This window comes from Pseudoalteromonas sp. H105, from assembly GCF_001469215.1.
Classification (GTDB): Bacteria; Pseudomonadota; Gammaproteobacteria; order Enterobacterales; family Alteromonadaceae; genus Pseudoalteromonas.
In genome coordinates, this window is record NZ_LOFH01000006.1 from 94,997 (window position 1) to 121,796 (window position 26,800).

20 protein-coding genes and 15 tRNA genes are annotated in these 26,800 nt (G+C 36.7%); 15 read left to right on the forward strand and 20 right to left on the reverse strand.

Going from position 1 to position 26,800, the window contains the following annotated elements:
- Window positions 1-6 precede the first annotated feature (6 nt).
- From ATS75_RS11620 to ATS75_RS11665, 10 genes are all read right to left on the reverse strand, one after another.
- Window positions 7-1,362 (reverse strand): extracellular solute-binding protein, encoded by a 1,356-nt coding sequence (locus ATS75_RS11620; RefSeq protein ID WP_058560612.1) that lies wholly within the window; start codon window positions 1,360-1,362, stop codon window positions 7-9.
- 51 nt (window positions 1,363-1,413) lie between these two features.
- Complete coding sequence (locus tag ATS75_RS11625; RefSeq protein WP_058560756.1) at window positions 1,414-3,060, reverse strand: response regulator; 1,647 nt, start codon at window positions 3,058-3,060, stop codon at window positions 1,414-1,416.
- A 195-nt stretch (window positions 3,061-3,255) separates the two neighbouring features.
- Window positions 3,256-3,331, reverse strand: a tRNA-Glu gene (locus ATS75_RS11630).
- A gap of 81 nt (window positions 3,332-3,412) precedes the next feature.
- Window positions 3,413-3,488, reverse strand: a tRNA-Glu gene (locus ATS75_RS11635).
- Between the two features lie 81 nt (window positions 3,489-3,569).
- Window positions 3,570-3,645: transfer RNA gene (locus tag ATS75_RS11640), tRNA-Glu, on the reverse strand.
- Between the two features lie 81 nt (window positions 3,646-3,726).
- Window positions 3,727-3,802: transfer RNA gene (locus ATS75_RS11645), tRNA-Glu, on the reverse strand.
- 81 nt (window positions 3,803-3,883) lie between these two features.
- A tRNA-Glu gene (locus tag ATS75_RS11650) sits at window positions 3,884-3,959 on the reverse strand.
- A gap of 81 nt (window positions 3,960-4,040) precedes the next feature.
- Window positions 4,041-4,116, reverse strand: a tRNA-Glu gene (locus tag ATS75_RS11655).
- Window positions 4,117-4,254: 138 nt separating this feature from the next.
- Window positions 4,255-4,330 (reverse strand) — tRNA-Glu (locus ATS75_RS11660).
- A 40-nt stretch (window positions 4,331-4,370) separates the two neighbouring features.
- Window positions 4,371-4,446: transfer RNA gene (locus tag ATS75_RS11665), tRNA-Ala, on the reverse strand.
- A gap of 676 nt (window positions 4,447-5,122) precedes the next feature.
- Here ATS75_RS11665 and ATS75_RS11670 point away from each other — a divergent pair.
- From ATS75_RS11670 to ATS75_RS11700, 7 genes are all read left to right on the forward strand, one after another.
- Window positions 5,123-5,198 (forward strand) — tRNA-Val (locus ATS75_RS11670).
- Window positions 5,199-5,346: 148 nt separating this feature from the next.
- A tRNA-Val gene (locus ATS75_RS11675) sits at window positions 5,347-5,422 on the forward strand.
- Window positions 5,423-5,471: 49 nt separating this feature from the next.
- Window positions 5,472-5,547 (forward strand) — tRNA-Val (locus ATS75_RS11680).
- A gap of 35 nt (window positions 5,548-5,582) precedes the next feature.
- Window positions 5,583-5,658 (forward strand) — tRNA-Val (locus tag ATS75_RS11685).
- Window positions 5,659-5,692: 34 nt separating this feature from the next.
- Window positions 5,693-5,768: transfer RNA gene (locus tag ATS75_RS11690), tRNA-Val, on the forward strand.
- 34 nt (window positions 5,769-5,802) lie between these two features.
- A tRNA-Val gene (locus tag ATS75_RS11695) sits at window positions 5,803-5,878 on the forward strand.
- A 105-nt stretch (window positions 5,879-5,983) separates the two neighbouring features.
- Window positions 5,984-6,059, forward strand: a tRNA-Val gene (locus ATS75_RS11700).
- A gap of 889 nt (window positions 6,060-6,948) precedes the next feature.
- Here ATS75_RS11700 and ATS75_RS11705 read toward each other — a convergent pair.
- The 6 genes from ATS75_RS11705 to ATS75_RS11730 all read right to left on the reverse strand — a co-directional run bounded on the left by ATS75_RS11705 (window position 6,949) and on the right by ATS75_RS11730 (window position 12,862).
- A complete protein-coding gene (locus ATS75_RS11705; protein WP_058560613.1) occupies window positions 6,949-7,299 on the reverse strand; it encodes a hypothetical protein in 351 nt (116 codons plus the stop codon).
- A gap of 93 nt (window positions 7,300-7,392) precedes the next feature.
- Window positions 7,393-7,965 carry a hypothetical protein gene (locus ATS75_RS11710; protein ID WP_058560614.1) on the reverse strand — a complete coding sequence of 191 codons (573 nt, stop codon included), beginning with the start codon at window positions 7,963-7,965 and terminating at the stop codon, window positions 7,393-7,395.
- Between the two features lie 454 nt (window positions 7,966-8,419).
- Complete coding sequence (locus ATS75_RS11715; RefSeq protein ID WP_152996220.1) at window positions 8,420-9,376, reverse strand: hypothetical protein; 957 nt, start codon at window positions 9,374-9,376, stop codon at window positions 8,420-8,422.
- A gap of 11 nt (window positions 9,377-9,387) precedes the next feature.
- On the reverse strand, window positions 9,388-10,266 hold the full coding sequence (locus ATS75_RS11720; RefSeq protein ID WP_058560616.1) for an ATP-binding protein: 879 nt from the start codon (window positions 10,264-10,266) through the stop codon (window positions 9,388-9,390).
- Window positions 10,266-12,263, reverse strand: coding sequence for a Mu transposase C-terminal domain-containing protein (locus ATS75_RS11725; RefSeq protein ID WP_058560617.1), 1,998 nt, complete (start codon window positions 12,261-12,263; stop codon window positions 10,266-10,268). Before ATS75_RS11725 ends, ATS75_RS11720 begins: the two co-directional genes overlap by 1 nt.
- Complete coding sequence (locus ATS75_RS11730) at window positions 12,260-12,862, reverse strand: hypothetical protein (RefSeq protein WP_058560618.1); 603 nt, start codon at window positions 12,860-12,862, stop codon at window positions 12,260-12,262. The genes ATS75_RS11725 and ATS75_RS11730 overlap by 4 nt, the downstream gene beginning before the upstream one ends.
- A gap of 416 nt (window positions 12,863-13,278) precedes the next feature.
- Between ATS75_RS11730 and ATS75_RS11735 the strand changes: the two genes are divergently transcribed.
- From ATS75_RS11735 to ATS75_RS11755, 5 genes are all read left to right on the forward strand, one after another.
- On the forward strand, window positions 13,279-13,761 hold the full coding sequence (locus ATS75_RS11735; RefSeq protein WP_152996221.1) for a hypothetical protein: 483 nt from the start codon (window positions 13,279-13,281) through the stop codon (window positions 13,759-13,761).
- A gap of 287 nt (window positions 13,762-14,048) precedes the next feature.
- Window positions 14,049-15,122, forward strand: a complete 1,074-nt coding sequence (locus tag ATS75_RS11740) for a ComEC/Rec2 family competence protein (protein WP_058560620.1) — start codon at window positions 14,049-14,051, stop codon at window positions 15,120-15,122.
- The gene (locus ATS75_RS11745; protein ID WP_058560621.1) at window positions 15,119-16,477 is read left to right on the forward strand and encodes an ABC-three component system protein; all 1,359 of its coding nucleotides are present in this window, start codon (window positions 15,119-15,121) and stop codon (window positions 16,475-16,477) included. The genes ATS75_RS11740 and ATS75_RS11745 overlap by 4 nt, the downstream gene beginning before the upstream one ends.
- A complete protein-coding gene (locus tag ATS75_RS11750) occupies window positions 16,470-17,021 on the forward strand; it encodes an ABC-three component system middle component 1 (RefSeq protein ID WP_058560622.1) in 552 nt (183 codons plus the stop codon). The genes ATS75_RS11745 and ATS75_RS11750 overlap by 8 nt, the downstream gene beginning before the upstream one ends.
- A complete protein-coding gene (locus ATS75_RS11755; protein WP_058560623.1) occupies window positions 17,021-20,218 on the forward strand; it encodes an AAA family ATPase in 3,198 nt (1,065 codons plus the stop codon). Before ATS75_RS11750 ends, ATS75_RS11755 begins: the two co-directional genes overlap by 1 nt.
- A 1,041-nt stretch (window positions 20,219-21,259) precedes the next feature.
- On the opposite strand, the gene ATS75_RS11765 is transcribed toward ATS75_RS11755, so the two are convergent.
- On the reverse strand, window positions 21,260-21,559 hold the full coding sequence (locus ATS75_RS11765; RefSeq protein WP_058560625.1) for a DUF3301 domain-containing protein: 300 nt from the start codon (window positions 21,557-21,559) through the stop codon (window positions 21,260-21,262).
- Window position 21,560: 1 nt separating this feature from the next.
- A complete protein-coding gene (locus ATS75_RS11770) occupies window positions 21,561-22,589 on the reverse strand; it encodes a DUF3549 family protein (protein ID WP_058560626.1) in 1,029 nt (342 codons plus the stop codon).
- 103 nt (window positions 22,590-22,692) lie between these two features.
- Here ATS75_RS11770 and ATS75_RS11775 point away from each other — a divergent pair, with 103 nt between their 5' ends.
- From ATS75_RS11775 to ATS75_RS11785, 3 genes are read left to right on the forward strand one after another with little or no spacing between them, the layout of a single operon-like run.
- Window positions 22,693-23,013: a YqcC family protein gene (locus ATS75_RS11775; protein WP_058560627.1), complete on the forward strand. Its 321-nt coding sequence runs from the start codon at window positions 22,693-22,695 to the stop codon at window positions 23,011-23,013.
- A complete protein-coding gene (truC, locus tag ATS75_RS11780; protein WP_058560628.1) occupies window positions 23,006-23,770 on the forward strand; it encodes a tRNA pseudouridine(65) synthase TruC in 765 nt (254 codons plus the stop codon). Before ATS75_RS11775 ends, truC begins: the two co-directional genes overlap by 8 nt.
- A complete protein-coding gene (locus ATS75_RS11785) occupies window positions 23,770-24,219 on the forward strand; it encodes a flavodoxin (RefSeq protein WP_058560629.1) in 450 nt (149 codons plus the stop codon). The genes truC and ATS75_RS11785 overlap by 1 nt, the downstream gene beginning before the upstream one ends.
- Before the next feature lie 41 nt (window positions 24,220-24,260).
- Here ATS75_RS11785 and ATS75_RS11790 read toward each other — a convergent pair whose 3' ends face one another.
- Window positions 24,261-25,856 (reverse strand): LysM peptidoglycan-binding domain-containing protein, encoded by a 1,596-nt coding sequence (locus ATS75_RS11790; RefSeq protein WP_058560630.1) that lies wholly within the window; start codon window positions 25,854-25,856, stop codon window positions 24,261-24,263.
- 124 nt (window positions 25,857-25,980) lie between these two features.
- Window positions 25,981-26,766, reverse strand: a complete 786-nt coding sequence (gene gloB, locus ATS75_RS11795; protein WP_058560631.1) for a hydroxyacylglutathione hydrolase — start codon at window positions 26,764-26,766, stop codon at window positions 25,981-25,983.
- Window positions 26,767-26,800 lie beyond the last annotated feature (34 nt).

Consider the following 26,800-nt stretch of genomic DNA (forward strand, 5'->3'; position numbering starts at 1 on the left):
TCAGGCTTATTCGTTTTTATTTAGTATAGAGTCAATTTTTTTATTACTATCGTCAAGCGTATTTTGAATATCTGCGCCGTAAAAAATTTGACTGTACGCATGAGAAATTATTTCCCCAATTTCAGGAAAAAGGGTAATACCAGATTGTATATAACTAGGAGTCGCATTTTCAAACACCCAAAGCATGGTATTATTGAACCCGGGTTTATTGACTAGGCTAAATAACTGTTCCTGCCAAACTTGCATCCGCGGAGGAGAACCCCCTGTGCTTAAAAGTGTCGCAGTCTGGGCGCTTGTGGCCCATTGAATGAATAGCCATGCTGCTGATTTATTTTTAGATTGCGCATTTATTGAAAACGCCCAGGCCCATGGAGATGTTTCCCGTGAATGGGGGCCTTTAGGTAATGGGGCTGCTTCCCACTTATCCCAAATGATAGATTCTTTCTCGGTGTCTATTTCATTATAAAAATGTGAAGCAATGAAAGCCGAGGCGAGTTTACCTTCCTTAAAGAGTTTACGTATCTGATAAAAATGCAATGTACGGCTATTTTTAGGGTTGCCATAGCCTGTGACTAAGTCACGATAAACACGAATAGCGGTATGAGCGGCGTGAGAATTGCTCGTTGCTGTCAATTTTTTAGAGACTATCTGCGCCCCGTATGAACGCATAATAGGTAAAACGGTCCAGGTGTTTAACCCTGCACCTGGCATAGTACGTGATGCAAATGCATGCATATCGTTATACTCAGGATCTTTATCGAGCGCTTGCTGAAGTGTTTTTTTAGTCGTTAACAAGGTTTCATAAGTATCTGGGACACTAATATTAAACTTTTCAAATAAGTCTTTTCGGTAAAAATAAATTGGTGCGGAGAAATCAAAAGGTAATGACAATAATGTGCCGTCTATCTGGCATAAAGATAAGCTGTTTGGGCTTATATCTTCCATCTTATACCAGTTTAGATCCGTTAATTGTGGGTTGTTTAAATAATCAGCAAGTGGCTCTATATAGTTATTTGCATGTGCTTGGCCTAGAAAAGTGACGCCCATTGGAATAACGTCATAGAGTCCGAGCCCTTTATTGAGGTCAATCGCTCGGCGATGGCGCATTTTTGATTGTTCTAATGCATGAAAGCCAACAGAAATCCCAGTCAGCTTTTGAAATACGGGTAAGTAGGGTTTCAAAGCCATAAAAGCAGGTTGTTCATCTGCAAGCACATTAATGTGGCTGCCTTGGTATTGACGCCAATTAATGTCTGCTTTTTGCCAATGAGCTAATGATGTTTTACTTTGAGCTATTTGAAGTGGATTTAGCAAAGAGCAACATGCAAGGATTAGATATATTAAATTAAAACGGCGTTTCAATGTATTTCTCCTGCTGCAGGTTAAAGAGTGGAACTTCGACACTGTCGTTAATTAGTCGTCTTTTTCTGCTAATTTTAACCCCATCTCTTGGGCATTTTTAATTATTTTATTAAAACGTTGCTGCTGTTCAGTGTCTAGAGATGCAGTTGATAATAACGTATAGCATTTTTTGGCAGCGATTAAATTAAAAGATTGTGCATTTTTTTTATTATCATCAAATAAACATTGCAGTAGATTAAGCGCAATGCTGGCATTTTTTGGCATAATTCTGAATGCTTGGCTAAATGCTTCAAGCGCGGTATTCAATTGCCCTTTATTAAATTGCGTTACAGCATGGTTATTAAGTTCTTTTGGACCCATTTTAATGTCTCTGCGTTCAACTTGTTGCTGTTGGATATAACGCAAGTAAACAGGGTCACTGACACTCGGGTGGCGTTCGCAATGATTAATTATTTGATTAAATAAGTTTTGGGCTTTTGCATGAAAGCCTAACTCATGGAACGCTTTGGCTTTATCAAGTGCACCATCAATCGATCTAATTTGGTTGTCATCATCTTCAAGTTGTTCAATTAACTTTTTGGCTTTTTGATGTTCATCTTTTAAGTAGTGTAAGCGGGCATTTAAGACATCGACTTGTGTTTGATTGTGGCTATTGGGAAATTGATTTTTTAAGTCGCTCAAATACTTATTCGTTTGTCGTGAAATACGTTGTATTTGATCGCTTTGGTCAGTTGTAAGCGCAAAATCAATCCCTGCACGTGCGGCGTTTAAATAAATATCAGGATGATCATGGATAGAGTACTTAGCATACTGTGCTATGTCTCTATGCGTAGTATAGTTTTTTTCGTAATCATGGTTCAGCATGGCGACATTACTTAGAGATTTTTGGCGTTTTAAATTAAGTGGGGCAATATCAGCTGCTTCACTTAAAAATGTTTGAGCAGACTCAAATTGATTGAGCTTTACTTCCAAAGTGCCCAGTAAGTTTAATGCCACTAAGCGTGTTTCGTTATGAGTAAGCATTGTTTTAAGCATTCGCTGGGCTAGGATATGTTCATTATTTGCGATTAACGCTTCAACTAAGCCCACTTTAGCCCATGTGAACTTTTGAATATTAAGCGCTGATTTGAAGAATGTTTTGGCTTCTTCATAGCGTTTTAACCTAAGTAATACATCACCTTTTAAGCGTAATAAAATGGCACTGTAAGTGTTCTTTTTACTCATTAATGATGCGTTGATACTTTTTAATGCTTTTGAATCATTACCGTCATCGATGAAGTTATATATTTTTTGTAAATTACTTTTTCTAACTAATATTTTCTCGATACGTGTTTTTAGATCACTGATAGAAAAAGGTTTAACCAGAAAGTCATCAGGCTGCAATTCCAGTACGCTATGGACTAATGAGCCTGTTGTTTCAGCTGAAATGAAAATAAACCCGGTAGAGTTTTTAATTAAACGTTTGACTCGGAGTTCTTCATATAATTGATAGCCATCTTGGTGTTTGCTTAAGTTGAAGGAGCAGACGATAAGTTCAAATTGTTCAGTAAGGCATAGCTCTTTTGCCGCAATAGCATGCTCAGCAAAATGCAATTGCCGAAAGCCTAACTTTTCAAGCGATTGTTTCATGTAGCTTTGAGCAAGCAGTTGCTCTTCAACTATCAGTATTTTTGCGTTAGAAAAAGTCTTTTTCGACATTAAGCTTCGGACCATATGAATGTACCTTTGACTATAATAAACAGTCTAGCCGCTTACAAGGCAATTTAGAATTTAATCGCTCTAAATAAATTTATATTTGCTTGATTATTAAAAGTAACTTAATGAAGAAGAGTATTTAGTGAGTGTGTACGAGGGTAGGGTATGAGATAAACTAATGACATTACATTTTTTATATGGCGTCCCCAAGGGGATTCGAACCCCTGTTACCGCCGTGAAAGGGCGGTGTCCTAGGCCTCTAGACGATGGGGACACATAAATGTGTCACTAGGACAACTGAATAGTTAAACTCGATTCAGACGAGCTGTTTTCATAACACAGCACTTATAGTAAGTGGCGTCCCCAAGGGGATTCGAACCCCTGTTACCGCCGTGAAAGGGCGGTGTCCTAGGCCTCTAGACGATGGGGACACATAAATGTGTCACTAGGACAACTGAATAGTTAAACTCGATTCAGACGAGCTGTTTTCATAACACAGCACTTATAGTAAGTGGCGTCCCCAAGGGGATTCGAACCCCTGTTACCGCCGTGAAAGGGCGGTGTCCTAGGCCTCTAGACGATGGGGACACATAAATGTGTCACTAGGACAACTGAATGGTTAAACTCGATTCAGACGAGCTGTTTTCATAACACAGCACTTATAGTAAGTGGCGTCCCCAAGGGGATTCGAACCCCTGTTACCGCCGTGAAAGGGCGGTGTCCTAGGCCTCTAGACGATGGGGACACATAAATGTGTCACTAGGACAACTGAATAGTTAAACTCGATTCAGACGAGCTGTTTTCATAACACAGCACTTATAGTAAGTGGCGTCCCCAAGGGGATTCGAACCCCTGTTACCGCCGTGAAAGGGCGGTGTCCTAGGCCTCTAGACGATGGGGACACATAAATGTGTCACTAGGACAACTGAATGGTTAAACTCGATTCAGGCGAGCTGTTTTCATAACACAGCACTTATAGTAAGTGGCGTCCCCAAGGGGATTCGAACCCCTGTTACCGCCGTGAAAGGGCGGTGTCCTAGGCCTCTAGACGATGGGGACACAAAAAATGTGTCACTAGGACAATTGATTAGTTAGACTCAAATCCTGAGTTTAAGGTAATGCGAGTATGTGCAAATAAAGACTCGAGCTATATTTACTTCGCTATTTTCTCGGTAAAACCGCCTCTGAAAATCAGATTGGCGTCCCCAAGGGGATTCGAACCCCTGTTACCGCCGTGAAAGGGCGGTGTCCTAGGCCTCTAGACGATGGGGACACAGAAAACTGCTACCCTAGGACAAATGCACTAATAAGTTTGGTGGAGCTATGCGGGATCGAACCGCAGACCTCTTCGCTGCCAGCGAAGCGCTCTCCCAGCTGAGCTATAGCCCCAACTCATTGTTGCTTTACACTGCTAGGTAAACCGTGCTGTGTATTGCTGAGTGCGGGGCGCATTCTATGCAGCCACCCAAATAATGTCAACAATTTTTTAAGTAACTTTATTCAAACGTCCTATTTTTCAACAAACTGGATATTCTATAAACTAAGCTGTGTGTTTTTTGAGCTTTTTAACAGTGGCAGTGGTACTAAAGTGAAGTTTGGAAAGCGTTTCTAACTCTACGCATGCTATCTGATGCCTTTTCATAAAGGTATACATTTATATGCAAAATAGGCTGTGTGTATTTACTTTGTCTAGCAATGTGTTTAATTCATAAAATAAAGGGGGGGCAAATTAAGTGATAAACCGCTTTTTGATGTGAGTTGAGTTACACAAGTTACTTTGGGTGATAAGTAGGTTTGTATTGCGAACTAGAAATCCGCAAGTTAATTTAGTTCTTATTGGATATTGCTTATCGACTCAGTTGCTATTAACACGTCGATTGAAGAGGGTATTTAAATGTTTAATATTAAAAAGTAACCACAATGTCTATAAAGTAAACAAGAATACGTTTCTTTGATTATAAAAACCACATCTAAACTATTTTTGCACATTCAAGTGTTGACACATTTGCAACTCTATCTATAATAGCGCCCCACAACAACGCAGCAATGTGTTGTTTTTAGATATGGGTCGTTAGCTCAGTTGGGAGAGCATCGCCCTTACAAGGCGAGGGTCACTGGTTCAAGTCCAGTACGACCCACCATTATTAAATAATGGTGTAACTAAATTCTAATGGAGTCATTAAATCCGTTAGAAAAAGAGAATGTCACCGCTATTTATAGGTAACGGGGAGGTTCACTGGTTAAAGTCCAGTACTATTGATTTCTAATAGTAGCGCTTTATTTATATGTGGGTGATTAGCTCAGTTGGGAGAGCATCGCCCTTACAAGGCGAGGGTCACTGGTTCAAGTCCAGTATCACCCACCACATATAAAATCTGTTGTTGTATTAATAGTTGTGTTTTAAATTGTAATATGGGTCGTTAGCTCAGTTGGGAGAGCATCGCCCTTACAAGGCGAGGGTCACTGGTTCAAGTCCAGTACGACCCACCATTTTAAATGGTGCTTCATATTGCAATAATCTAAATGGGTCGTTAGCTCAGTTGGGAGAGCATCGCCCTTACAAGGCGAGGGTCACTGGTTCAAGTCCAGTACGACCCACCATTTTTAATGGTGTTCACATTTAGATAAACTTTGCGGGTCGTTAGCTCAGTTGGGAGAGCATCGCCCTTACAAGGCGAGGGTCACTGGTTCAAGTCCAGTACGACCCACCATTAACTGGTGGGAAGCAAGGTTACAGATTATCTGGGGTCGTTAGCTCAGTTGGGAGAGCATCGCCCTTACAAGGCGAGGGTCACTGGTTCAAGTCCAGTACGACCCACCATTTAATCGAAACAAGTGCAAAAAGAGCGTTGCCCCTCTTTCAAAAAAGGCTAGGTGGTCAAGTTATTGCAATCCACCTTCAATTAAAAGTAGTACTCTTATATGTGGGTGATTAGCTCAGTTGGGAGAGCATCGCCCTTACAAGGCGAGGGTCACTGGTTCAAGTCCAGTATCACCCACCACATATAAAATCCTCTCAAAATACCAAAACACTAGTCAAATCACTCATTATTATCAAAAATATCCTTTAGTGAATTATTAACTCAACTGAGCAAAGAGCATCGCCGCTTATACAACGAATGGTGTGGGTCGTAGGTATTAAATTCAGTATCACCCGTTTCAGAATACGCAAACCGTCATGCATCATTAACATTAATCGAATCTTAAATAGTAGTTATACTAATCTGCAATAATACTTAATCATTTTGCGGGGCTAAACGTGTCGCTGCCTGCGTTATAGAATTCTCATTTAGAACAACTAAATAGCAATTTTTTTTGCTTTGCTATCAACACGTTTTTCCATCCTCAAAATAGATCATTTAATTAAGTGAATTGGTATTATAACTGAGTATGGAAATCGCTCTTCATTACATTTTTTAGAGAAAAGCCTAGGGAAATGTAGCACAGTGGTTTTTCATGCTGCCTCAGTGTCTTTAATCAGTCGAGATGAGAATCTCACTCAGTAGAGGCATTGAGGGGCCTGCTTCTTAGAGAATCAGGCTCAAAATTTATTTCATTTGAAGTGGGAAATGTTAGCAATAATCTCATTTTGGGTGATGCTCGGAAGCTTGGTCGTTTATTCATAAACATTATTAACGCTGGCTACTTTTTTGGGCTAGCGCAAAAAACGCGTTATAAGTATCAAATATGATCTAAATACGCAAATTGATAATGAATAAAACTTTAGAGTGGAACTTTACTTTATATAGCAATTTCGAGGGCTAAGTTTAGGGAAGGGTCGATTAATATTGTTGAATTAGAATGCCTTTCCAAGACAAACTGACAGTCATATTCGTGCCAGAAACAGAAGGGTTAACGCCCGTTTATCGAAATTTACTGCACTTGTTAGTGCTATGAATTCATCAAATCTTTTAAATAATCTTTATGAATAAAGTTCAATGTACTGCCTTCAATAGAAACATTTACAACTTCCTCAGAATCTATATATATTTTCATTTGAGTGAGAAATCCATTTTCAATCGAACCAACATTATTAGGATAATGTAACTTTATCTGTTCTGATATTTGATCAAACTGAATTAGTGCTCCATTTTTTAAGCCGTTTTCATAGCAGTCAATTGCCATCTCAACCCCTTTAGATTGCCAATTCTCAGAGCGTTCAAACATTCCTGAGATTAACTCTTCTTTTGCTGTTTCATATTCATCACTTTTAGATATTAGCTTTTTAATGAAGCCGAACATTGAATCTCCTTACTAGCCCAACGTCTTGTGACAGGTTAAAAATAGTTGGCTAAGATTTGTGAACTACGAACAAAGTCAATCGTTTGTTGTGTGCTAATTACGATTTATACGTCTAGTTGTTAATACAACATCTTCTAAACGATTCGAGTTTGCTTTGAGTGCTTTATATGTATTATCAGAAATAGCTTCGAAACTATATCCTCGCCTAACCATTGTTTGCCTAATGAAATCAAAGCAATCATCAAATGAACCAAAGTTTCTGTTTTGAACTTCTTCCAGAAACCTATTTATTTCATCATCTTGTGAATCCACAGTAAAATTAACCATTTGGTTCTCTTCTTGATTCTTTTTGTTCAAATAGTAAAAAATGGTAGGAACAATAATTGAAGCTGCAACACCAATTCCTGCAATTACGAGTTCTATACTGCCTTCCTTGAACTCTTTGACTTGGATATCTTTTTTATGCTTTTTGTAGTAAGACCCAAGAGATGATCTATTTTGATAAGTTCGATCAATATTTTTAGCAGAAACTAACTTTGACTCTTTATCTGATTGCGCTTCATCAACCAAGGAAGAAACGACGTTTAGTCTTAATAGATCTAAAGAGAAAAAACTCAACTCATAAAGAGTTGGTTCATCAACGTTTAATTTAACCCGTAAATCCATAAATTTCCCTAATATCGGAAGTAAAACCTTTGGCACACAACATGTTTATAACAAGCGAATTACGCATTTTTCTAGCACTCAATTGCTCGTTTTTCTGAATAGCCTATTTCTACCAGAGTTCCTAACTATTCGCTAGTAAGAATAAATTTCAATTAATCACTTGTTTGATTACGAAGAATATGACCTATCTGCCGTTTCCTTGAACATAAAAGTAATGTTTCTCAAAGAAGACAGTTTAAGCCTTTACTACAAACTGAAAGGAATAAAATAAGCATGAATAATTTTTGTAAAAACAGTCTAACAGTTGAGTTTATATCGGATTTCTAATTGACCTTAAATTTAATCCAGAAACTTAAGAAGTCATTATTTCATAATAGTGCTTTTTTTCACTATTAATGACATAAAACCGACACTATAGTGAAAAAAAGCACTATTAAGTTGAGATAATAAAGCGCTATTTCGTCACCTTAGTTGCTTTGATAATTGGTGCAATATTTATCCTAAGCCTACTTGGAATTACTTTTTTGTTTTTAGCTTCTGGCGAATAGCTTATGATTTCATGTTTTGACAGGCCAAGTATTGTCATGGCGCTTTCGGCTGTTACCACATAGCTGCTTAAGTTAAATAGTTGCTTGGTTGGTGATGATGTGGATGCAGTTAGTTTTTTCAATTGCTCACTGAAAAGCCACTCATTCTGTAGGCTATGAGCAAGGTGGTAAAGTGGAAAGTATTTGAACTTAACTGCTAGAGCATTAAACGGGTTGCTTTGTGCGTCATATAACTCTATCCATCTTTTGAAGTCACAATTTAGTAAATCATAACCTTTGCTGGTGGCTGTAAGTAAGTTCTCGCTGTTTGGGTGTGATAAATTAGGCCAGTAGGTATTATATGGGTGAGAGTAAACAAAGTCTGCCAAAAGACAGTCACAGATTTCGTCAATAAACAAACACTCTAAGGCATTATTCAATGGTTCTGACTTGAGAGAGCAGCTACACATTTCATTAGTGCAAATACCTTCAAGCAAATTTATTGACCACTCCAGTTTATGGTTACATAGATGACAAACATCAATTAGCCCAACATCATGGATTGAGCATTTAAGGTTGCCTATATACCGCCACTCTTCTTTGATATAACCAGTATCTCTTATGCAAATAGGGCAAACTCTAGGAGTTTCAATGTGGTAGTTTTGAAACAGAGCAGAGTGCCTTCTGGAGCTTAAATACTTTAAACTATGAGTTACCGGAAAAAACTCGTTTAGAGCACTAACTTGTTTAATGCTTAATGTATTGTTGATAGATGCTTTTAACTGAGCCTCATTAATCCAATCAAGCGGCATCTGAAATCCATTACGAGCTGTTAGTCTTAGTATGTAGCCAACAAGACTTCCATCATCTATTTTTTTCGGCATTACAGACAGCATTACCTAAACTCACGTATATCGAGAATATCTAATACATGCGTATCGCTGAAAGCATCTTCATCAAATGGATTATAGGCTGATGAATTGATGCCTGTGAGATATGCATCCTCAAACTTTTCAATGTTTGTCTCTTCTGAGCTAAATGAGGCAATTGAAAATAGCTTTAAAAGCAGTCCAATTTTCCCTTCAGTAGCTACATGAAGTCGATTTAAAAGAACTAAATCATTACGTGAAAATGGTGAAAATTTAAAGATCTCGGCAGCATAGTTACAACAATTCAGCCAGCAGTCGCAGCGGGAAGGTATGATTGTAAGAGTTTGTTCAGATAAGAATCTTCTCGAAAGTTGCTCCTCGCCTTGAAGTCGTTCTTTTGATTTACCATATTTAAGCCTTAACAGTCTGCCTGCTACAGGTGTGCCGATCAATACAATTCCAACCTGTGGGTTGTTATCGATTAAGGCTGCAATTTGTTTTGCCATTCTTTGACTGGTAATGCCGTCGATATCGGTTAGGCACTCTTGCACCTCATCAATAATAATAAGTTCGACTTGGTGTGCAACGAGTAATGCTGAAAGTCTATCTTGAACAACAAATGCTTTATTGGAATGTCTGCCTAATACGTTTGTAAAGCTTTTAATTATTTGTAGTAAGAGATCTGTCGCTGTTCTTGTTTCTGAAAGTTTTACATAAACGACAGGGTAAGTTGTTAACTCAGGAGTTTTACGAACTTTAAATTGACTCTGGTAATTCTTTGCTAAAAAGGTTTTACCCGTGCCGCTCAACCCCGTAATGAGAAGTCCATAAGCTTTATCGAACTGTTGATTATGAACTTGCTCAATTAAACGGGTGCACTTTAAGAGAGATGGGTGCGAAAACATCAGGTAGGCCATATTTCGGTTTGTCTATCATCACGTAGTAAATTCTTCCGTCTACGTTTTGTCTTAGAGTTCTTATCCTCCTCTTTTGGTTTAACACTTTGAGTGCTTTTTGGCACTTTTGTATACTGTTTATTGCTCTGTTTGATTCTTTCAGCTACAGATAAGCCCTTAGCTGCATTCTTCTTAGCACTCTCGACCTCCTTGCTATCACGGCGAGGTCTTGTAGTTTGTTTAACAATCTTGCTTATTTTCATGATACTAATATCACGGCGCTTCACAGACGCTTTATTTTCATTTAGTTCTTCAAACGAAACGGGTGTCTCAAGTTGTTCGCCAACTAAAGCTCTATTTTCAACTTTTTCAAAAATTACCTTTTGTTCATAGCAATCAAAGTCAGCTATAACAGTCACCCAGCGAGCGTCATCTGGGTCATATTTAACAGAAACACGCATATCTTGGTCAGGATTTAATTTTTCAACCAATCGAGCGCATCTGTGAAGTTCATCAGAGTAAAAAAACTGATGATCAATTCGTACTGTTCCACGAGACTGCAATTTTGGTGTTTCCTCTTTATAGTGGCAGGCAGCTTCAACAAGAGCTTTATTGACTGGAACTAAAGGTTTTTCATTTACAGACTCATTCCACACTTGCTGGGGAGTCTTTCCATTTAGGCTTGAATGAGGTTGATTCACATACTCAACAAGGTAATCATGTAAGAGTTTAGAGAACTCCTCTATAGTGATTGCCGCAGCTTTTTTTAAGTTGTCATTAGATATAGGAGAAGAGTTTTTAGAAGTTCGCTTAGCTTTGTAGCCTGGCAAGCCAATTATAATTTTTCCATCTGGCCCTTCAAATTTGCCACCTTCGAAAAACTCACTTCGCAAAGTACCAATAAAGCTTTCGACAAATGGTTTTTTCCAAGGTTCATTCGACGGGGCCTTAACTAAATCACAGCCTAAGCGTTCAACTACACTCCTGAATGCTGCTGATTTATAACCTGGGCCATTATCTACAATTACTTTGTTAGGTACACCAAAAGCATTAAGGCTATTGCTAGTTCTATAAAAAATACGTTTGAAAGAGTTTACAACGCCTATAGTGTCTTCAGCACAGCCTAGCTCATAGGTAACGCTCAACGGGTATCGAGCATGACAATCGAGCGCTATATAGATATCAACAGTATCTGTTGGTTGACCATCTTCATCAATCAAACAAAAGTTTAATGACATTCTGTCCATTTCTACTCGTTCCATGACATATGAAGTCTGGATTTTCTTACTAAGTGTTCTTAAAGCTCGCTTAATTTCGGCGTAGTTACCTGAATTGAAGATGATGTTGAACTTATTTAACGACTCGACTCGACGTCTAAAGGTTGAATCGCTCATTAGCATAATTGCATCATTGTGACTCTGAACAGCTTCGACTGCTTTCTTATATGCATCGTAGCCAGCAGAAATATTAGCTGTAGAACCTTTGACCCAAGTATCAACAAAAAATTGATTTAAAAAGTTCTCACTAGCAGTATCTGTTCTTTTAGGTTGTTGCTTTCTGGGAGAAACTGATTTTTTTAGTTTATAATCGGCAGCCTTATACTCTTTCCACCAACGAGCAATACTAGAATTACCATGTTTGTGTATGCCAATGTGATACTTGTCATGTACATTTGATTTTAGGATTGCCATTGTTTTGGGTGACGTTGGATTGTGGCCTGCATCTACCAATGCTTGAAGCTCAACTAAATAAGGTTCTCGTTTATTAATCTCCTTTTCCTGGTCTTCGGTCAATGTGTCGTTGTCATGTTTTAAGCTATATTCTGGCCTGTAAAAACCGCTTTGAACTTGCTGTTCAAACTCATCCCTTGGTATCGGCAAGCTTATACGTGAGGTTTCTAGTCCTAAAGGCTTAAGTATTGCTTCGTCACTGTCGAAGAAAATAAGATTAAATGCCTCTCTATTTTCATCAAAGTAAGTATCTCCAACGATAGGATTATGGTTCATCCTAGCCTCCTCATTAATAGTGTGTCGGGGCCAAGATTAAAACGAGCATCAAAGTCAAAGAATTGGTGTGCAACGAGCGCCCAAGCATGTGCCCTTGTACCGTTGGAGTGTTTAGAAATATAAAATTCAAGCCTTTTTAATGTTAGCTTTCTCGGTAGCTTAACTAGTAGAGGGGTGATAGGTTCAACATCAATTTGTTTGTAGGGTCTTAAAAGTTCGTAGTTAGAAATAATCTTAGAATCTAAGTCTAGTTCGCTTACAAGCATTAATTCATGGCGGTTATGTTGATAAATCACTTCTTTTCTTAAATGATGGAGGCTGAAAAAGTCATCATCAATGAAATGTGTATGCTTTACTTCAACGTAATCTGAATACCCAGATTTATATTCTATTAAAAAGTCAGGTGTATAGCGTTTACCGTACACGCTGAAATATTCTGGTTGAGTACAATAGGATTTAACCGATTCATCGAACTCAAGGGTAAGTGCGTAGTTCATCTCAAGAAAAGATTCGCACCACATGTGGCATTTGTTTAAATGGCTATAAAAGTTGATCGTAAATTTGGAACGATGTTTAGCTGTTTTTGTTTTGCCTTTCATTTTTCACCTCAACATCCACATCAATTTTTATGGCTAAAAATAATTCTTAGCTATAATTAAAGATTGTGCTTTTAAAAACTGCAAATATAAAAATGGCCCTAAAAGCCTTTATTTACGTGCTCTATAGAGGATTTTAGGTTTGCAAATACATTTAAGTAAAGGCTTCGAAATTTGCCTGAAGTGTTGTGTGTTTTTTGTGCGGTTTGTGTTTTTAAAATCTTTATAATCAAGATGATACATTTGAGTTATGTTTTAAGTTACTATGTTTTTGGCTGAAAAATTCCTTAGTTTTGCCCATTAATTGCGAGTTAGGCTGAAAACCGCCGCCGTAATTCAAATTTAGTGAGGTTATTTCCAAAGAAAACGGGAAATTTTTTTTAAAAATATGTGGCTACGTCAAATGACGTAGAATGAAAATGGAAATAAAAAAAACATCTAGAAAATTTTTTATAAATCGTTCTGTAGCAGACAAATTTAAGAAAATATGTGATGAGTTGGAACTCAAGAAGGATGGCTGGGCATGTTTCTTCATTGAGTTTGAAATTGACTATATAAAATCAGAAAAAGGGTTGCCTACAAATACACCTGCGGCCTTAAAGTACCTTGAGAAGCAAAGGCAAAAGTTTGCTAAAGCTGATGAGTCTATAAGAATGACAAATGAATTTGTTAAAAAAATGGATTCAGTTTGTAAGTTTCACAATTTTACAAGGCCGATGTTGGTAGAATTTGCATTACGAAATGCATGTAACCGAATTATTTTAGATGAAAAATTAGTTACGCAGCGTTCTGACCTAAAGCCTCTATATATCTTAGAGCACTCATTTAAAAAGAGGCTCACTCAACAAGAAAGGATGGATAACCTGACAGAAAGGCTAATTATGGGGCGCTTAAGAGATTGAGTCTAACCATGTTATCGGTCAGCTAATTTGTGATTGTGTAAAATGTTGATATTTAAAGTCTTTTGTTTGTAGTGTTTTATAAAGTGGTAATTTTTCATAGTTTATAAACCACTATGGCGGCAATTAGATATGTAAAAAAAATAGTGAACTTTCCTAACTTCTTCTGTGAAGCTATAGTGTAACATCATATTGTTTTTATATATTATTGATTTAAAACCAAGGTTTGGTTTGAGTTTCATTATCCGCGTGTAATATGCAGTAAGAAAATAAAAAAAGGAAATTAACCTGTGTTGAAGTTTAAAGTGCTAAAAGCTGGGCATGGCGACTGTATACTTTTGAGTTTAGATATAGAGGGTGTTAATAAAAACATTCTAATAGATGGAGGAGTTAGTGCTACCTTTAGAAGTCAAAACTCAAAAGGGCCACTACTGAAAGAGCTAGAACGGATCTCAAGTTTAGGTGAAAGGGTTGATCTGTTAATTTTAACTCATATAGATGATGATCATATTGGTGGATTGATTAAAGGATTTAAAGATAACGGGATTCTAACGCAGCTTACTGATAAAGTTTGGTTTAATGCTGCTAATTCAATAGCTGAGCATTTTGGTTTTGATAAAAACTACAATAAAAGTGTATCGGCTGAGCAATTCCAACTGGAAGAAACAAATAACAACACTAGCGTAAGACAAGGTGTCACATTTGAAAGGTATGTTACAAGCTTGAAAATATGGGACAAGAGTCTGATAAAAGCAGGTAATTCTTATTCTTTTTTTGGTTTGAAATTTACTATTCTTTCGCCAAATGATTTAACTTTACAAAAGCTATTTAATAAATGGGAAAGAGAGGAATCTTCAAATTTTACTAGTAGTAAAGAAAGTGACTATAGAGAAAATTTAAGAGATTTATTGGGTGATGATATATTTGACGAAGATAAGTCAATAGCTAATGGTAGCTCAATAGCCTTTCTTGTTGAATACTCTGATAAGAATATTCTTTTTCTAGGTGATGCACATAGTTCGGTAATTGAGCAAGAGCTAGAAAAACTTGGGTTTACAGAAGCAAACCCTTTAAATGTAGAATATGTAAAATTATCACATCACGGTAGTAAATTTAATACAAGCCCTAGATTATTATCTATTTTAAATTGCAATAATTTTATAATCTCATCTAATACAAAGATCTTTAATCTCCCAAATAAAAAAACAATTGCGAGATTGTTAAATAATAAGTCAGAACTTAAGATTTATTTTAACTACCCAGAGATAATAAAAGAAAAAATATTTTCAGAACCAGAAATAAAGCTCTTAGAACAGATGGGAGCTAAATGTTTAGCCTGTGAAGAGCCATTTAAAATAAAATGACATTAGAAGATAAAATACGAAAGCATATTGTAAAAGTTAACAATGGTAGCGGGGTGTTAGTTCAACCTTCGGATAAAAACATCAGTTATATATTTACAGCGAAACATTGCATACAGGAAGATGAAAAATCTGCTGTAAAAACAAAAGAGGAAATTATAGTAAAAAGAATCGATAAGTCATCAGATAGCGGCTTTGAATCAATTACAGTAAGAGAAGTTGTATTTTCACCTGACAAAGATGTCGCAATATTACAAGTTAACTACCAAGATGGACTTTGTATCACCCCAAATATTAATCTTATAGAGCAGAGTGAAAGAGTTCAGCTTTGGGGATTTCCTCAACAAGCAGTAAAGCAACAGACTACTTTATTTGATGAGCTACAAACATTTACACTCGAAATGCTTAGAAGAGAGGAATCGTTTTATCAATTTAGAAACCTCTCGGTAGCAAATTATGACGATGTTCAAGGTTATTCTGGCGGAGGTGTTTTTTATCCTGTGCAAGGTGACGTTAGTTTAGTAGCGATTGAAAATCGCATGGCTGATAAAAGTGCTGAACATCAACATATTCAGGCTTTGCCGTTAAAACTCTTTTACGACTTAATTACTGAGAATAGCTTACCTCCAATACTTCCTTCTCATATGACAAACATTGAAGAAGTTAAATCGAAAATATTTAAGTTTGATAATTGTGATAATGAATCTAACTTTGTGCAAGCTAAGGCTACGCTTCTTAAAATTGCAAGTAACTACTTGGAAAAAGGTTTTTGTAGTCCTAATGAGATATTAAGTGAGTTAAAAGAGTTTCTGCTAGTCCCTAAAAGAAATGCAGAAGAATTAATAAATGAAAAACTTTGGGTTGCTCTTCTTGAAATAGTAATAATAAAACACTTGATAGAAGAAGAAACTGAAAGAGCGATAGATATAAAATATCTAAGGGAAATTTTTGATTCAGTGAGAGTTATATTTATCAATTCAGAAAATACATGGAAAAGGTTTGTACCTAATATTCTTTGCACGGATTTTAGTAACTTAAAACAAAATGGAATAGCGTTGCTTGTTCTAATTGGAGATAAGTATTGGCCTGAAGATCCAATATTAAAAATAGATCATTTTCGAAATGCACAACCAGATATTACAAGAGGTTTGAACTGTGATTTTCATTTGATTGATACTGTTGATAAGTCACCTGTTCTAACAGGAGCGGTTAAAGTCGTGCACTTAGCTAAATTACATGATAAGTGCTACGTTGATAACGAATTTAGATTACAAAAACTTAGATTGGGCCAAGTCACAGATTTTTTGATGAAAAGTTATTCAATCTATATTCCTAAAGTAGAGGAAAATAATGTCTAGTTTTACACGTGTTGGAAGTGAAAACTTTACGTCAATAGAAAAAGAGTTTAGTACCGCTTCAATTAAGCATTTCGCAGTCAATCAAAATGGAGCTAAGTTAAGAGCTTTTTACTGTCATTTCGAAACAATATCTGAGCTTAGTAATTTATGGCTTCAGTGGATAAGCTTTTTAGCTAGTGAGTATTTCAAAGATGATTTATCTATATTTGAGAAGATGAATATATATGTATTGTTTTCTTGTAATGAAGATATACCTAAAAGTATACAGTTTAGTATTGAAAATAATAAATTTGCAGTTAGAAAGCTCATATATGATAAAAGTTGTGTTTCTCTTCCTGATAAAGAAATTATTAATTTCTTAGACAGAAAAATACTCTCATCTCATATAAATATTGAAGAGCCTTTAGAAGAAAAGGGTGATATTGAAATTTCAAAAATTGGTACTGATTTAATAAGAGAATATAATCGCGCTTCTAATATTGGTGAAGTAAATGATGCTTTCTTTAAAGAATGGCTTGAAGCTCAGTTAAGTAAGGAAATTTAATGAAAATTAAAAATGTATCTATACAGGCTTTTAAGTCATATTTATTACCAGAAAATGGCTTTTTTAATTTTGAAATTGAAAGAGCAATGGGAAAAAAAGAGATTGCTGATTTTATTTCATTATATGCACCAAATGGTTTCGGTAAAACTAGTTTCTATGATGGAGTCGATTTTGCAATAACGAATAATGTTAATAGATATATAAAGGGAAAAAAAGCTAAGAGTAATGCGTCTTTGTGTATTGATAGTGGTAGTAAATATATACTTAGAAACAAAAATGCTGATCAATATGAATTTGAAACAGGTAAGTCTCTTCCTACTCTATTAAGTGTAACCACAACCAAAAAAAGCTATAAAAATGAGGTTACAAAGCCTAAACCAAATCAAAAAACTGATTACCTATCTAATAGAGCTAAACCAGAGAATCAGAGAACGGATAAAACTGAGTTTATGGAAAGAGTCCTTCTTTCCCAAGAGTCTATCGACTCATTTCTTAGGGAAACTAATCCGCAAGATAGGTTTAATGATTTTATAAAACATTCCGACTCACGGTTAATCGAACTTTTTGAACAGCGAGAAATAATTAGAAAGCAATGCAAAGAACTGGAATCTGCGATAAGTAAACTTGAACAGGATATAGATAAAAATAAAGTAGAGGTTGAAAATATTGGTTCTATTTCCTCACCTTTTTCTGAGGTTAATAAAATAATCCAAGAATTAAATTTACTTGAGTTGTATAAAATTAGAAGCTTTTCTAGTCCTTTTAGCCAAAATGATCATGAAATCCTTAAAAATGAGCTTCTTATCATTAAAGAAAAGTTGCAAGGACATGTTAGACAAAAAGTAGATACCAAAATTGCTCTTATAGAAGAATTTTTGAATAGTGAAGAGGTAATATCATCTAATCTAAATGATCTTAATAATTTAATTAACCAGCTCAAAGAAGAAAAAATCGCTTTTGAAAAAATATCCGAGAAAGAAGCTGCTGAAAAGAGATTAAATGAAGAGGTTTCTTTAATTAGCGCCGTAAAGATAGATATTCAAAAGATTAATGAAGCAATAGAGCAAATAGAATCATACTTACTTTTTGGCAAAGAACTAAGTGAGCTAAAAAGCAACAAAGAACAACTAATTTCAAAAATAGCAGCTAAGAAAAATTATGAGTCAGAAATTAACTTAAAACATTCAGATCTAGTTAAAAGGTCAAGTGAAGCTAGTAAAGAGTTGTTCAGGTTACGTGATTTAATAGATAGAGTTGAATATATTTTCAAAGAAATAAAAAGCTTAGAAAAATTAATTTCAAACGATAAGAGTGAAGTCGAAGAAAGAAATAGTGTTATAAGAAATAAAAAAAACCAACTAAGGCTGTTCGAAACTGAATTAGCAATTGTAAAAAGTTTTGAAATCCTAAAACCAATAACTATTCAGCCTGAATGGGCATCGGAGACTAGGAATTTAGCATATAACTTAAATTTATATCACAATGATTATTGTGAAAATAAAAATTTAATTGAAAAAGAAGAAAAGTCCCTATCATTGTTAGAGAGTAAGATTAATGATGCGAATATGCAGTCTAACTCAATTATTAATTTAATTAACAGTGCTTCCGAAATTATTGATGCTACTAAGCAATCTCGTTGCCCCGTTTGTAATCATGATCATGCCAATTTTGATAATTTAAAAAATTCACTTCTTTCTAATAATGTTTTTAATGACTACCAACAATCTTTGAGGCTTTCTCATAATCAAACACTTAACAATCTAACTTCTCTGAAAGATACAAGCAGAAGTCAAGAAAGCTTATATCGTTCTAGGCTAATTGGAGTAATTGAAAGATATGAATCATCCATTTCAGAATTAGCTGCGACTATCAAACTTGAGGAAATTAATTCTCAAAATAAAATAGCTTCATTAGAAGAAAACCTCTCAAGGCTAAGCTCTTTAAAAGAGCAAACAGAGTTTAGTGAAGAGAATGAATTCAGCAAGTCTTTATTATCAAAAGCTAATAATCAACAACAGATCATGGTTAAGCTAGATGAGCAAAAACACAGGTCATTTGAACAAATTAGCTTATTAAATATTGAAGTCTCTCAATTAGAGAGTCAGCTTTCGGAAGCACAACTTAGAGTTAATGAAAAACAACAATATTTAACTCAATTTAAAGAACTTATAGAAATATTAGATTTAGAAGAAGTTGCTCATAGTAGTAATGGTTTGGAGTTAAGACTGTTTCTCAACGATCGTCTTTCTATCAAAAATAAAGCTTTACATCAATTAGTTCTGGATAGTGAAAAACTAAAACGTGAAGTGTTAATGTTGAGCAAAGAATATTCTGATTCATCAAGTGAAGTTACAGAAAAAGTCGAGAGTCTAAGAAAGGCAATTAGCTTTAAAAGATCAAATCTTGTAAAACTTTTAGAAGTATGTAATTTATTTTCAATTCAAATGCCTGATAATGAAGATTCTTTAGTTAATGTTAAAGAATTACTTATCGAAAAGTCTCCAGAATTATACCGTGAAAGAGAAGTATATGATTTGCACTTGGAAAATTGCACTATATTAGAGAAGTTGTCAAATCAGGCATTAGATTTTAGTAAGCTGGGGTTAATAAAAGCTGAAGTATATAGTTTAGAATTGAGAGTTGCCTTACACAGAGAATTGCTTGAGCCTTTAGAAAATGATTTAACAAAAATTAATAAACACATCCAAACTAGAGCGAATAATTTTTTTAATACTCCGCTTATAAATCAAATATATGAATCAATTGATCCTCACCCAGACTTCAAAAAAGTTCAGTTTGAATGTACTTTGCATGATAAATCAAAGGGAGAGTTGAATATTTATGCGTATGACCCCTCCGAAAGTTTAAGGTCACCACCTAATCTGACTTTTAGTTCTGCTCAAATAAATGTCCTTAGCTTAAGTATTTTTCTTGCAAGGGCTTTGACAACAAAAGATGATGATAAAGAAGACGTTAATTTTATTTTTATCGACGATCCTATTCAATCGATGGATTCAATTAATATTTTGAGTTTAATAGATCTACTACGAAACTTGATCGTTAATTTTAAAAAACAGATTATTATTTCTACTCATGATGAAAACTTTCATGAATTGTTAAAAAGAAAAATTCCAAATAATTTATATAAATCAAAATACTTAAGACTAGAAAGTTTTGGAAAAGCAATTGAAGATTAAAAGATTGTAACTCTTTAACACTAATGAATTGAACTTCATAATTGATATCAAGGAAATTATGAGTTTAAAGCTTAGATATATTTAATTACGCTTTAACAACTTAATAAAATGCAATAAGAAAAATGGATATGCTAAAGAAAGTTTATAGGTATTAGAATGTAACCGACACAACCTTTACAAAGCCTTAAAATGATTAATCTTATTTCTTCATTTATGGAGAGGCTATCTTCAGTTTGTGAATCACTTTGAATGATTCTGAATTTAAGATGGATAAGCCTATATCCAAGTTGAGTCATATGCTGCTATCCATGAGAGGGCTTTATAACTCACATGGTCGGGATAAACTAAAATTTCAGAATTTGAATGACTGAGAATCTCATATCGAATGATGGATACCATCAGTCAAATCAAGTGGCGCTGTATTGGAAGTTGGGGTGTGCGATATATCTTACGTTGATGTGCGTATTGTCAGTTAAAACCACTTAAAATAGGTGGTTAATACACTTAACTATCTGTTTTTTAGTAAAAATAAATTTGTTTCATAAATGTTGCAATAAAAAAATCTTTGTTTGACGCTTTCACTTATTCAAGATTCCATTATTATTTAACGCATCAAGACGATACTGACTCAACGATTGAGCAGATGCCAAGGAAATGGATTACGGCAAATTAGCATGAAGCTAGGCAAGAAGCCAAATGGACAAGCATACAAGGACAGCAAGGAAGAATAAGGACACTGCCAGGATGCGGCACATTAGCGGAGCTAATGAAAAGGATTACACTAAGGATTATATTACAGGAAGTAATAGGAGCGCTTGGAAGCGTAGGAACAGCCAGGGTGGCAAGTGGATAGCACTAGGATGTGTAAAGTTGCAGCGATGCAATATGAGGGTGTATATAGGATGTATACCCGTTCAGGGGATGATCAAAAAGGTAGCTTCGGCGTAGGTATGGATGCCTTATTATGGATGAAGTCAGATTGGGGCGTAACTATATGTTACGCCTTAGTTTTATTTGCAAGTATGTTAATCTAATTACATCTCATATCTTGTGTGGAGGTACGATCACACTTTTCAACATTTCATTTTCCATCAGTAAGACCCCTTGATAAACGCTTTGACCGTCACTTGAAAATTCAAACATAAACTCGCTTTTTATTCCCGGTTTACCATTTTTTAAAATGCCCAGGCGACGCTTGGTACATGCGACACTCATCAGCTGGACCTGCAGTTGCTCACTTTGTCGTTTAGCGTGTGCGTTTGCTGCTTCTGCCACTTTTCGGTTTAGCCAAAACAGGTATATTACACTGCCAATTAGGATGAATGTCCACAAACTTGCCATGTTAAGAAAATAACCTTCCAATTGCGCGAGCGAGTGTTTCGCTGCGGTTTTCTTTTCGTAGTAAACCTAATAGATGCGGGCGTACTGCTGGAATTGCAACTAAGTCAGCAAAAATACTTGGGAAAAGGGTTTCAATTTCTTGATGATGAGCACAGTTATCCATAAAGATATGTAGCCTTTCAGGTTCTTCTAATAATGAATAACAACGCCCTGCAATGGTCAGTAATACGTCTGAATCTGTGGCAAGTGTGCTCGCTAGCACAGCATCAACTATTTGTGCAGTAAGGCCTTGCGCTTGCGAGTTCGACATTGCGCGCAGTGCACAAACAAGGGCTAATGAATCATGTTCGTCAATTGCATTTTTTGCGTGTTTAGAAAATTGTTCGGTTAAGCTTATAGGGATATTTACATGTTCAAGCATAGCGCTGAGGGGTTGCAATACCTCAGCGGGGAGCTGTCCCCATGCATTTTTCAGATTAACTAAGTTGGTGTCGTTATCCAAGCGCAGTGCGTAATCAGCAATACCTTGAATTGCTAAACTTTGCCAGCTATTAAAACCTAGTTTAGAACTAAAATAAAGTTGCGTATATTCGTAATACTGCGATGCTGGTTGCTTTAGCAACACTTTTAGAAGTGCATTAAATGCCGCAAGTTTATTGGCGTTGGGCGTAAATACATACGGGTTATTATCGAGTTTGCCATCAGCTTGTTCACCCGTTAGATCATTGCCAAGTGCTTCTATCACCATGTTGGCAAAATGATCTCGGCTAGCACACACCAATTTACTTTGTTCATCAACAGGGAATTTTAAAAACCAAACGTAAGGTTCTTTACTTGCTGAGCTGTCCCAAAACTGGATAGCAATCCATGCATGTCCTGCCAGTGGATATGGATAGGGGCTCTGGGCTTGCTCAATGGCATTGAATTGTTTTTTATCAATTTTGGTTATGCGTCTGCCAATATCAAAAGCACGCCATTGTGTGCCCGCTCCATCAAGAAGCTGCCCTAAAGTTGCTATTTGCTCAGTCATTCTCTTCTCTAAAATTTACACTGTACTATGCCGCTAATTATACGCGATAGCCGCTTATGAGGGAACAGGGTATAATCTTTGGGTCTATATAAAAGAGGTTGTAATGACACACGTAATTCAAGACTACCTAGTGCAATTAGAATATTTATTAAAACAGCATCAACGTTGGCAAAATGAGCCTATTGATAATGAGGCCTTACATTCTACAGTTCCCTTTTGCCACGATACGATGGCGTTTGAGCAATGGCTGCAATTTGTATTCATAAAGAAAATGTCTTTGCTAATTAAGCAACAGCAACCTTTACCAAGTAATATGTCAATTGCGCCAATGGCAGAACTAATGCTGTCCAAGTCTATAGGTAGCGATGAAATAATCGAACTATTGAAAGAGATTGATAACTTTTTTGGAAGAGTAAATGATTGAACGTCCAGAGCCAGTTGTATTTGGTGAGCTCGAAATTTTATATCAAGATGCAGATTACATTGCGATAAATAAACCCTCAGGGTTACTTGTACATCGCTCTTTTTTAGATAAACATGAAACGCAATTTGCTATGCAGATGTTGCGCGATCAAATAGGACAGCATGTCTTTCCGGTTCATCGATTAGACAGGCCTACCTCCGGTGTTTTATTGTTTGCTTTGAGCTCAGACGCTGCCCGCGACATCAATCAATTGTTTATCAATAACCAAATATCAAAACGTTACTTAGCTTTAGTACGTGGTTTTGCACCTGATTCAGTCTTTTTAGATAAGCCATTGAAAGAAGAACTGGATAAGATAGCTGATAAGTTTGCAGATCAAAACAAAGCCCCACAAGAGGCCCAAACTCAGTTTAATTGCGTGCAGCAGTCTGCTTTACCTATCCCTATAGGCAAGTATCCAACAGTGCGCTATTCTTTGGTTGAGTGCTTCCCTAAAACAGGCCGAAAACACCAAATTAGACGGCACTTAAAGCACCTTTCCCTTCCTATTATTGGCGATGTAAATCATGGTGACAATCAGCATAATCAGTTTTTTAGGGAACACTTTGGATTGCGACGACTTATGTTATTTGCAACAGAGTTAAGCTTTGTTCATCCTTATACCAAGCAAGCAATAAACATTAAAGCGCCATTGGGAGAAGCAATGCTGAGCATTTGTAAGCAACTCGGATGGCCACATGAAGAGAGGGATTATTAATGGCGACTATTAACCTATTTGTAGGGAGCGTTTTTGGTGGGGCAGTGCGTTTAGCTGATGACGTGATGGCAGCAATTAAATGCTCAAATCATCGAGCTGTGTTGATTGAAACTCCCTCGCTTGACGACATAAAGTCAGCAAGCCATCTACTCATTATTACGTCAACGACAGGAAAAGGTGATATTCCAGGCAGCCTATCACCTTTATACGCAGAGCTTGAGAGTCAGTTTCCGACATTAGCAGGGAAACCTTATGGGATTATCGCCTTGGGCGATAGAAATTATGGTGATACTTTTTGCGCCGCTGGGCGTAGTTTCGATGAGTTATTTAGAGATTTACAGGCTAAGCCAATAGGGCATCGATTAGAAATTGATGCGAGTGAAGATTTTGAGCCATGGCCCGTTACGGAGCCTTGGTTAAAACGTTGGCTTGAGAAATTGCCTGAATGAGTAGAAGGAGCGGCAAGACGCTCCTTTTAATAAGCCCTATTTTAGGTGCGTTTAATATCTACTTTTAACTTCAACTTTTGCCCTGGTTGTAAATATTTTTTCCCTTTTAAGTTATTCCACTCAATAATGTCTTGAACTGATAAGTTAAATTTAGACGCGATGCGTGCGAGTGAGTCACCACGGCGAACATGATAAGTAATCGTTCTATTTTGAGTGATGAGGCCAGTTTGAGCTGTTTCTGTATTTTTAAAAACCGTTAGCTTTTGGCCTAATCGCAACACGCTACTTTTGTTCAGTTTATTCCATTCAGCTAGCTCAGCAATGGTGACATCATATTCACGGCTAATATCCCATAACGTATCACCACTAGTGACTGTATGCAGTACTTTTTGCTCGTGTTTTTTATTAACCGCTAGGCGCATTTTTCGTGGAAGGTGTTCGCTTTTAACAGCGCCGTCACTGAGCGGCACTAAAAGTTGCTGACCAACGCGTATTGTACTCGATTTTAACTTATTAAGGGATGTTATCGCGCTCACACTGGTTGAAAATTTATCTGCAATAACGGATAAGCTATCTCCATTGGCTACTTTATATTGTTGCCACCTTAAGCGCGCTTTAATGTCTGTTTTGGCCAGTTGTAGCTCAAAGTGTTCGACTTTATCTGATGGTATCAATAAAAAATGAGGGCCGTTTGGATCCGTTGCCCAACGATTAAAGCCCGGGTTTAAACGGTGCAACTCGGTTAAACTGATTTCAGCCATCTCGGCTGCGAGTGCTAAATCTATTTGAGACCCGACATCAACCGTTTCTACAACGTGTGCATTGATGATTGGGTTCCATGTTAAACCAAACTCTTCTTGTCGTTTTAGTAAGTCAGACAGTGCTAATAATTTAGGGACATACGCCGTCGTTTCTTTTGGTAAATCGAGTGACCAGAAGTCTGTGGGTAAATGCTTTTTGCGGTTCTTCCTGATTGCACGAAGTAGACGTCCTTCACCAGAATTGTAAGCTGCAATTGCATTTAACCAATCGCCTTCAAGTGTCTTATGTAAATACGATAAGTAATCGAGTGCTGCACGTGTTGATTGTACAATATCTCGGCGGCCGTCGTACCACCAGTTTTGTTTAAGATCAAAACGTTCACCTGTTTGTGGCATAAACTGCCAAATGCCAGATGCACTGCGATGTGAATAGCCAAACGGGTCAAATGCACTTTCTACAATAGGCAAAAGCGCTATTTCGATAGGCATTTCGCGTTTTTCAACTTCTTCTACAATAAAGTGTAGATAAGGCTCTGCGCGTTTTGAAATTCTGTCTAGATAGGATTGGTGGCGAGCATAATAGTTACGCTCGGTGACAACGGGACGGTTTTGTGGCACTTCGATTGATAGTTGGTAGCGAATTCTTTCCCACACATCATCAAAAATAGGTGAAGCATCATCAAGCTCATTCACTTGAACGTATTGCGCATTCATCATTAATGCATCATTGATTTCGCTTGGGCTTGCGCCATTGAGCTGCTCGACTGATTGATTAGCAATGATGCTATCTGTTGTGCTTTCAGAGTGAGTTGAAGTTAATGTTTGACAACCACTTAGCACCACCGCTAAGCCTAAAACGAGTGGGGACTTTTTCATAAATACCAATACATCAGGTAAAAAACTCGGCAAATACTACCCGTTATGGCGAAGTATTGCCACTTTTTGACCATTTAAAAGCAGCAATAATACAGCCATTAACGTTGATTCATCATGGGGGACATTAAAAATGATCTTTCCATTTTCTTAGGCTGGCGAAGTTCTGCCAAGGCTCGTTTGCTTGCAGTGTATTGTGTGTATTGCCGCGGTATTCATTAGGGATATGTTTCGTAATTTCTGCGGTGTCACTGCGCATGAATGGGTTTATTTCTCGCTCTAAAGCAATGTTACTGGGCAGTGTTATTAGGTTTTTATTTCGTTGTGAGCAAACCCAATTGGCATATTCAATTAATGTTCTATTTGCGGGCTCTACAGCCAAGGCAAAAGCGAGATTTGCCTGTGTGTATTCATGGGTGCAATACACTTTACATTCGGGACGCAGCTGCTTGAGTTTATTAAAGGAATCTTGCATTTGCTTTGCGGTTCCTTCAAATAGACGCCCACACCCACCACTGAAGAGCGTATCACCCGTAAAAGCAAATTCAGGGTGAATATAACAAATGTGATCCAGTGTGTGTCCAGGTGTCGTGATAACAGTAAACTCAAGGTCAAAGACGCTCACAGCGTCTCCATCACAAAGCGGATTGGTTATTCCTGTGAACGGGCTATTCGCTGGGCCATAAACATGAATACCAGGAGATGCTTTGCACAAGGCGGACACGCCATCGGTATGATCATAATGATGGTGAGTGATTAATATGCCAGCGAGTGTCAGTCCATGTTGATTTAAATGAGTCAATACGGGTTCAGCTTGACCTGGGTCTACCACCCAGGCGAGTTGTTGTGCACTGTGTGTAATACACCAAATGTAGTTATCTGAAAAGGCTTTGATTGCTTTGACTTGCACCATTTAACATTGCTCTATAAAGTGATCATATTGAATA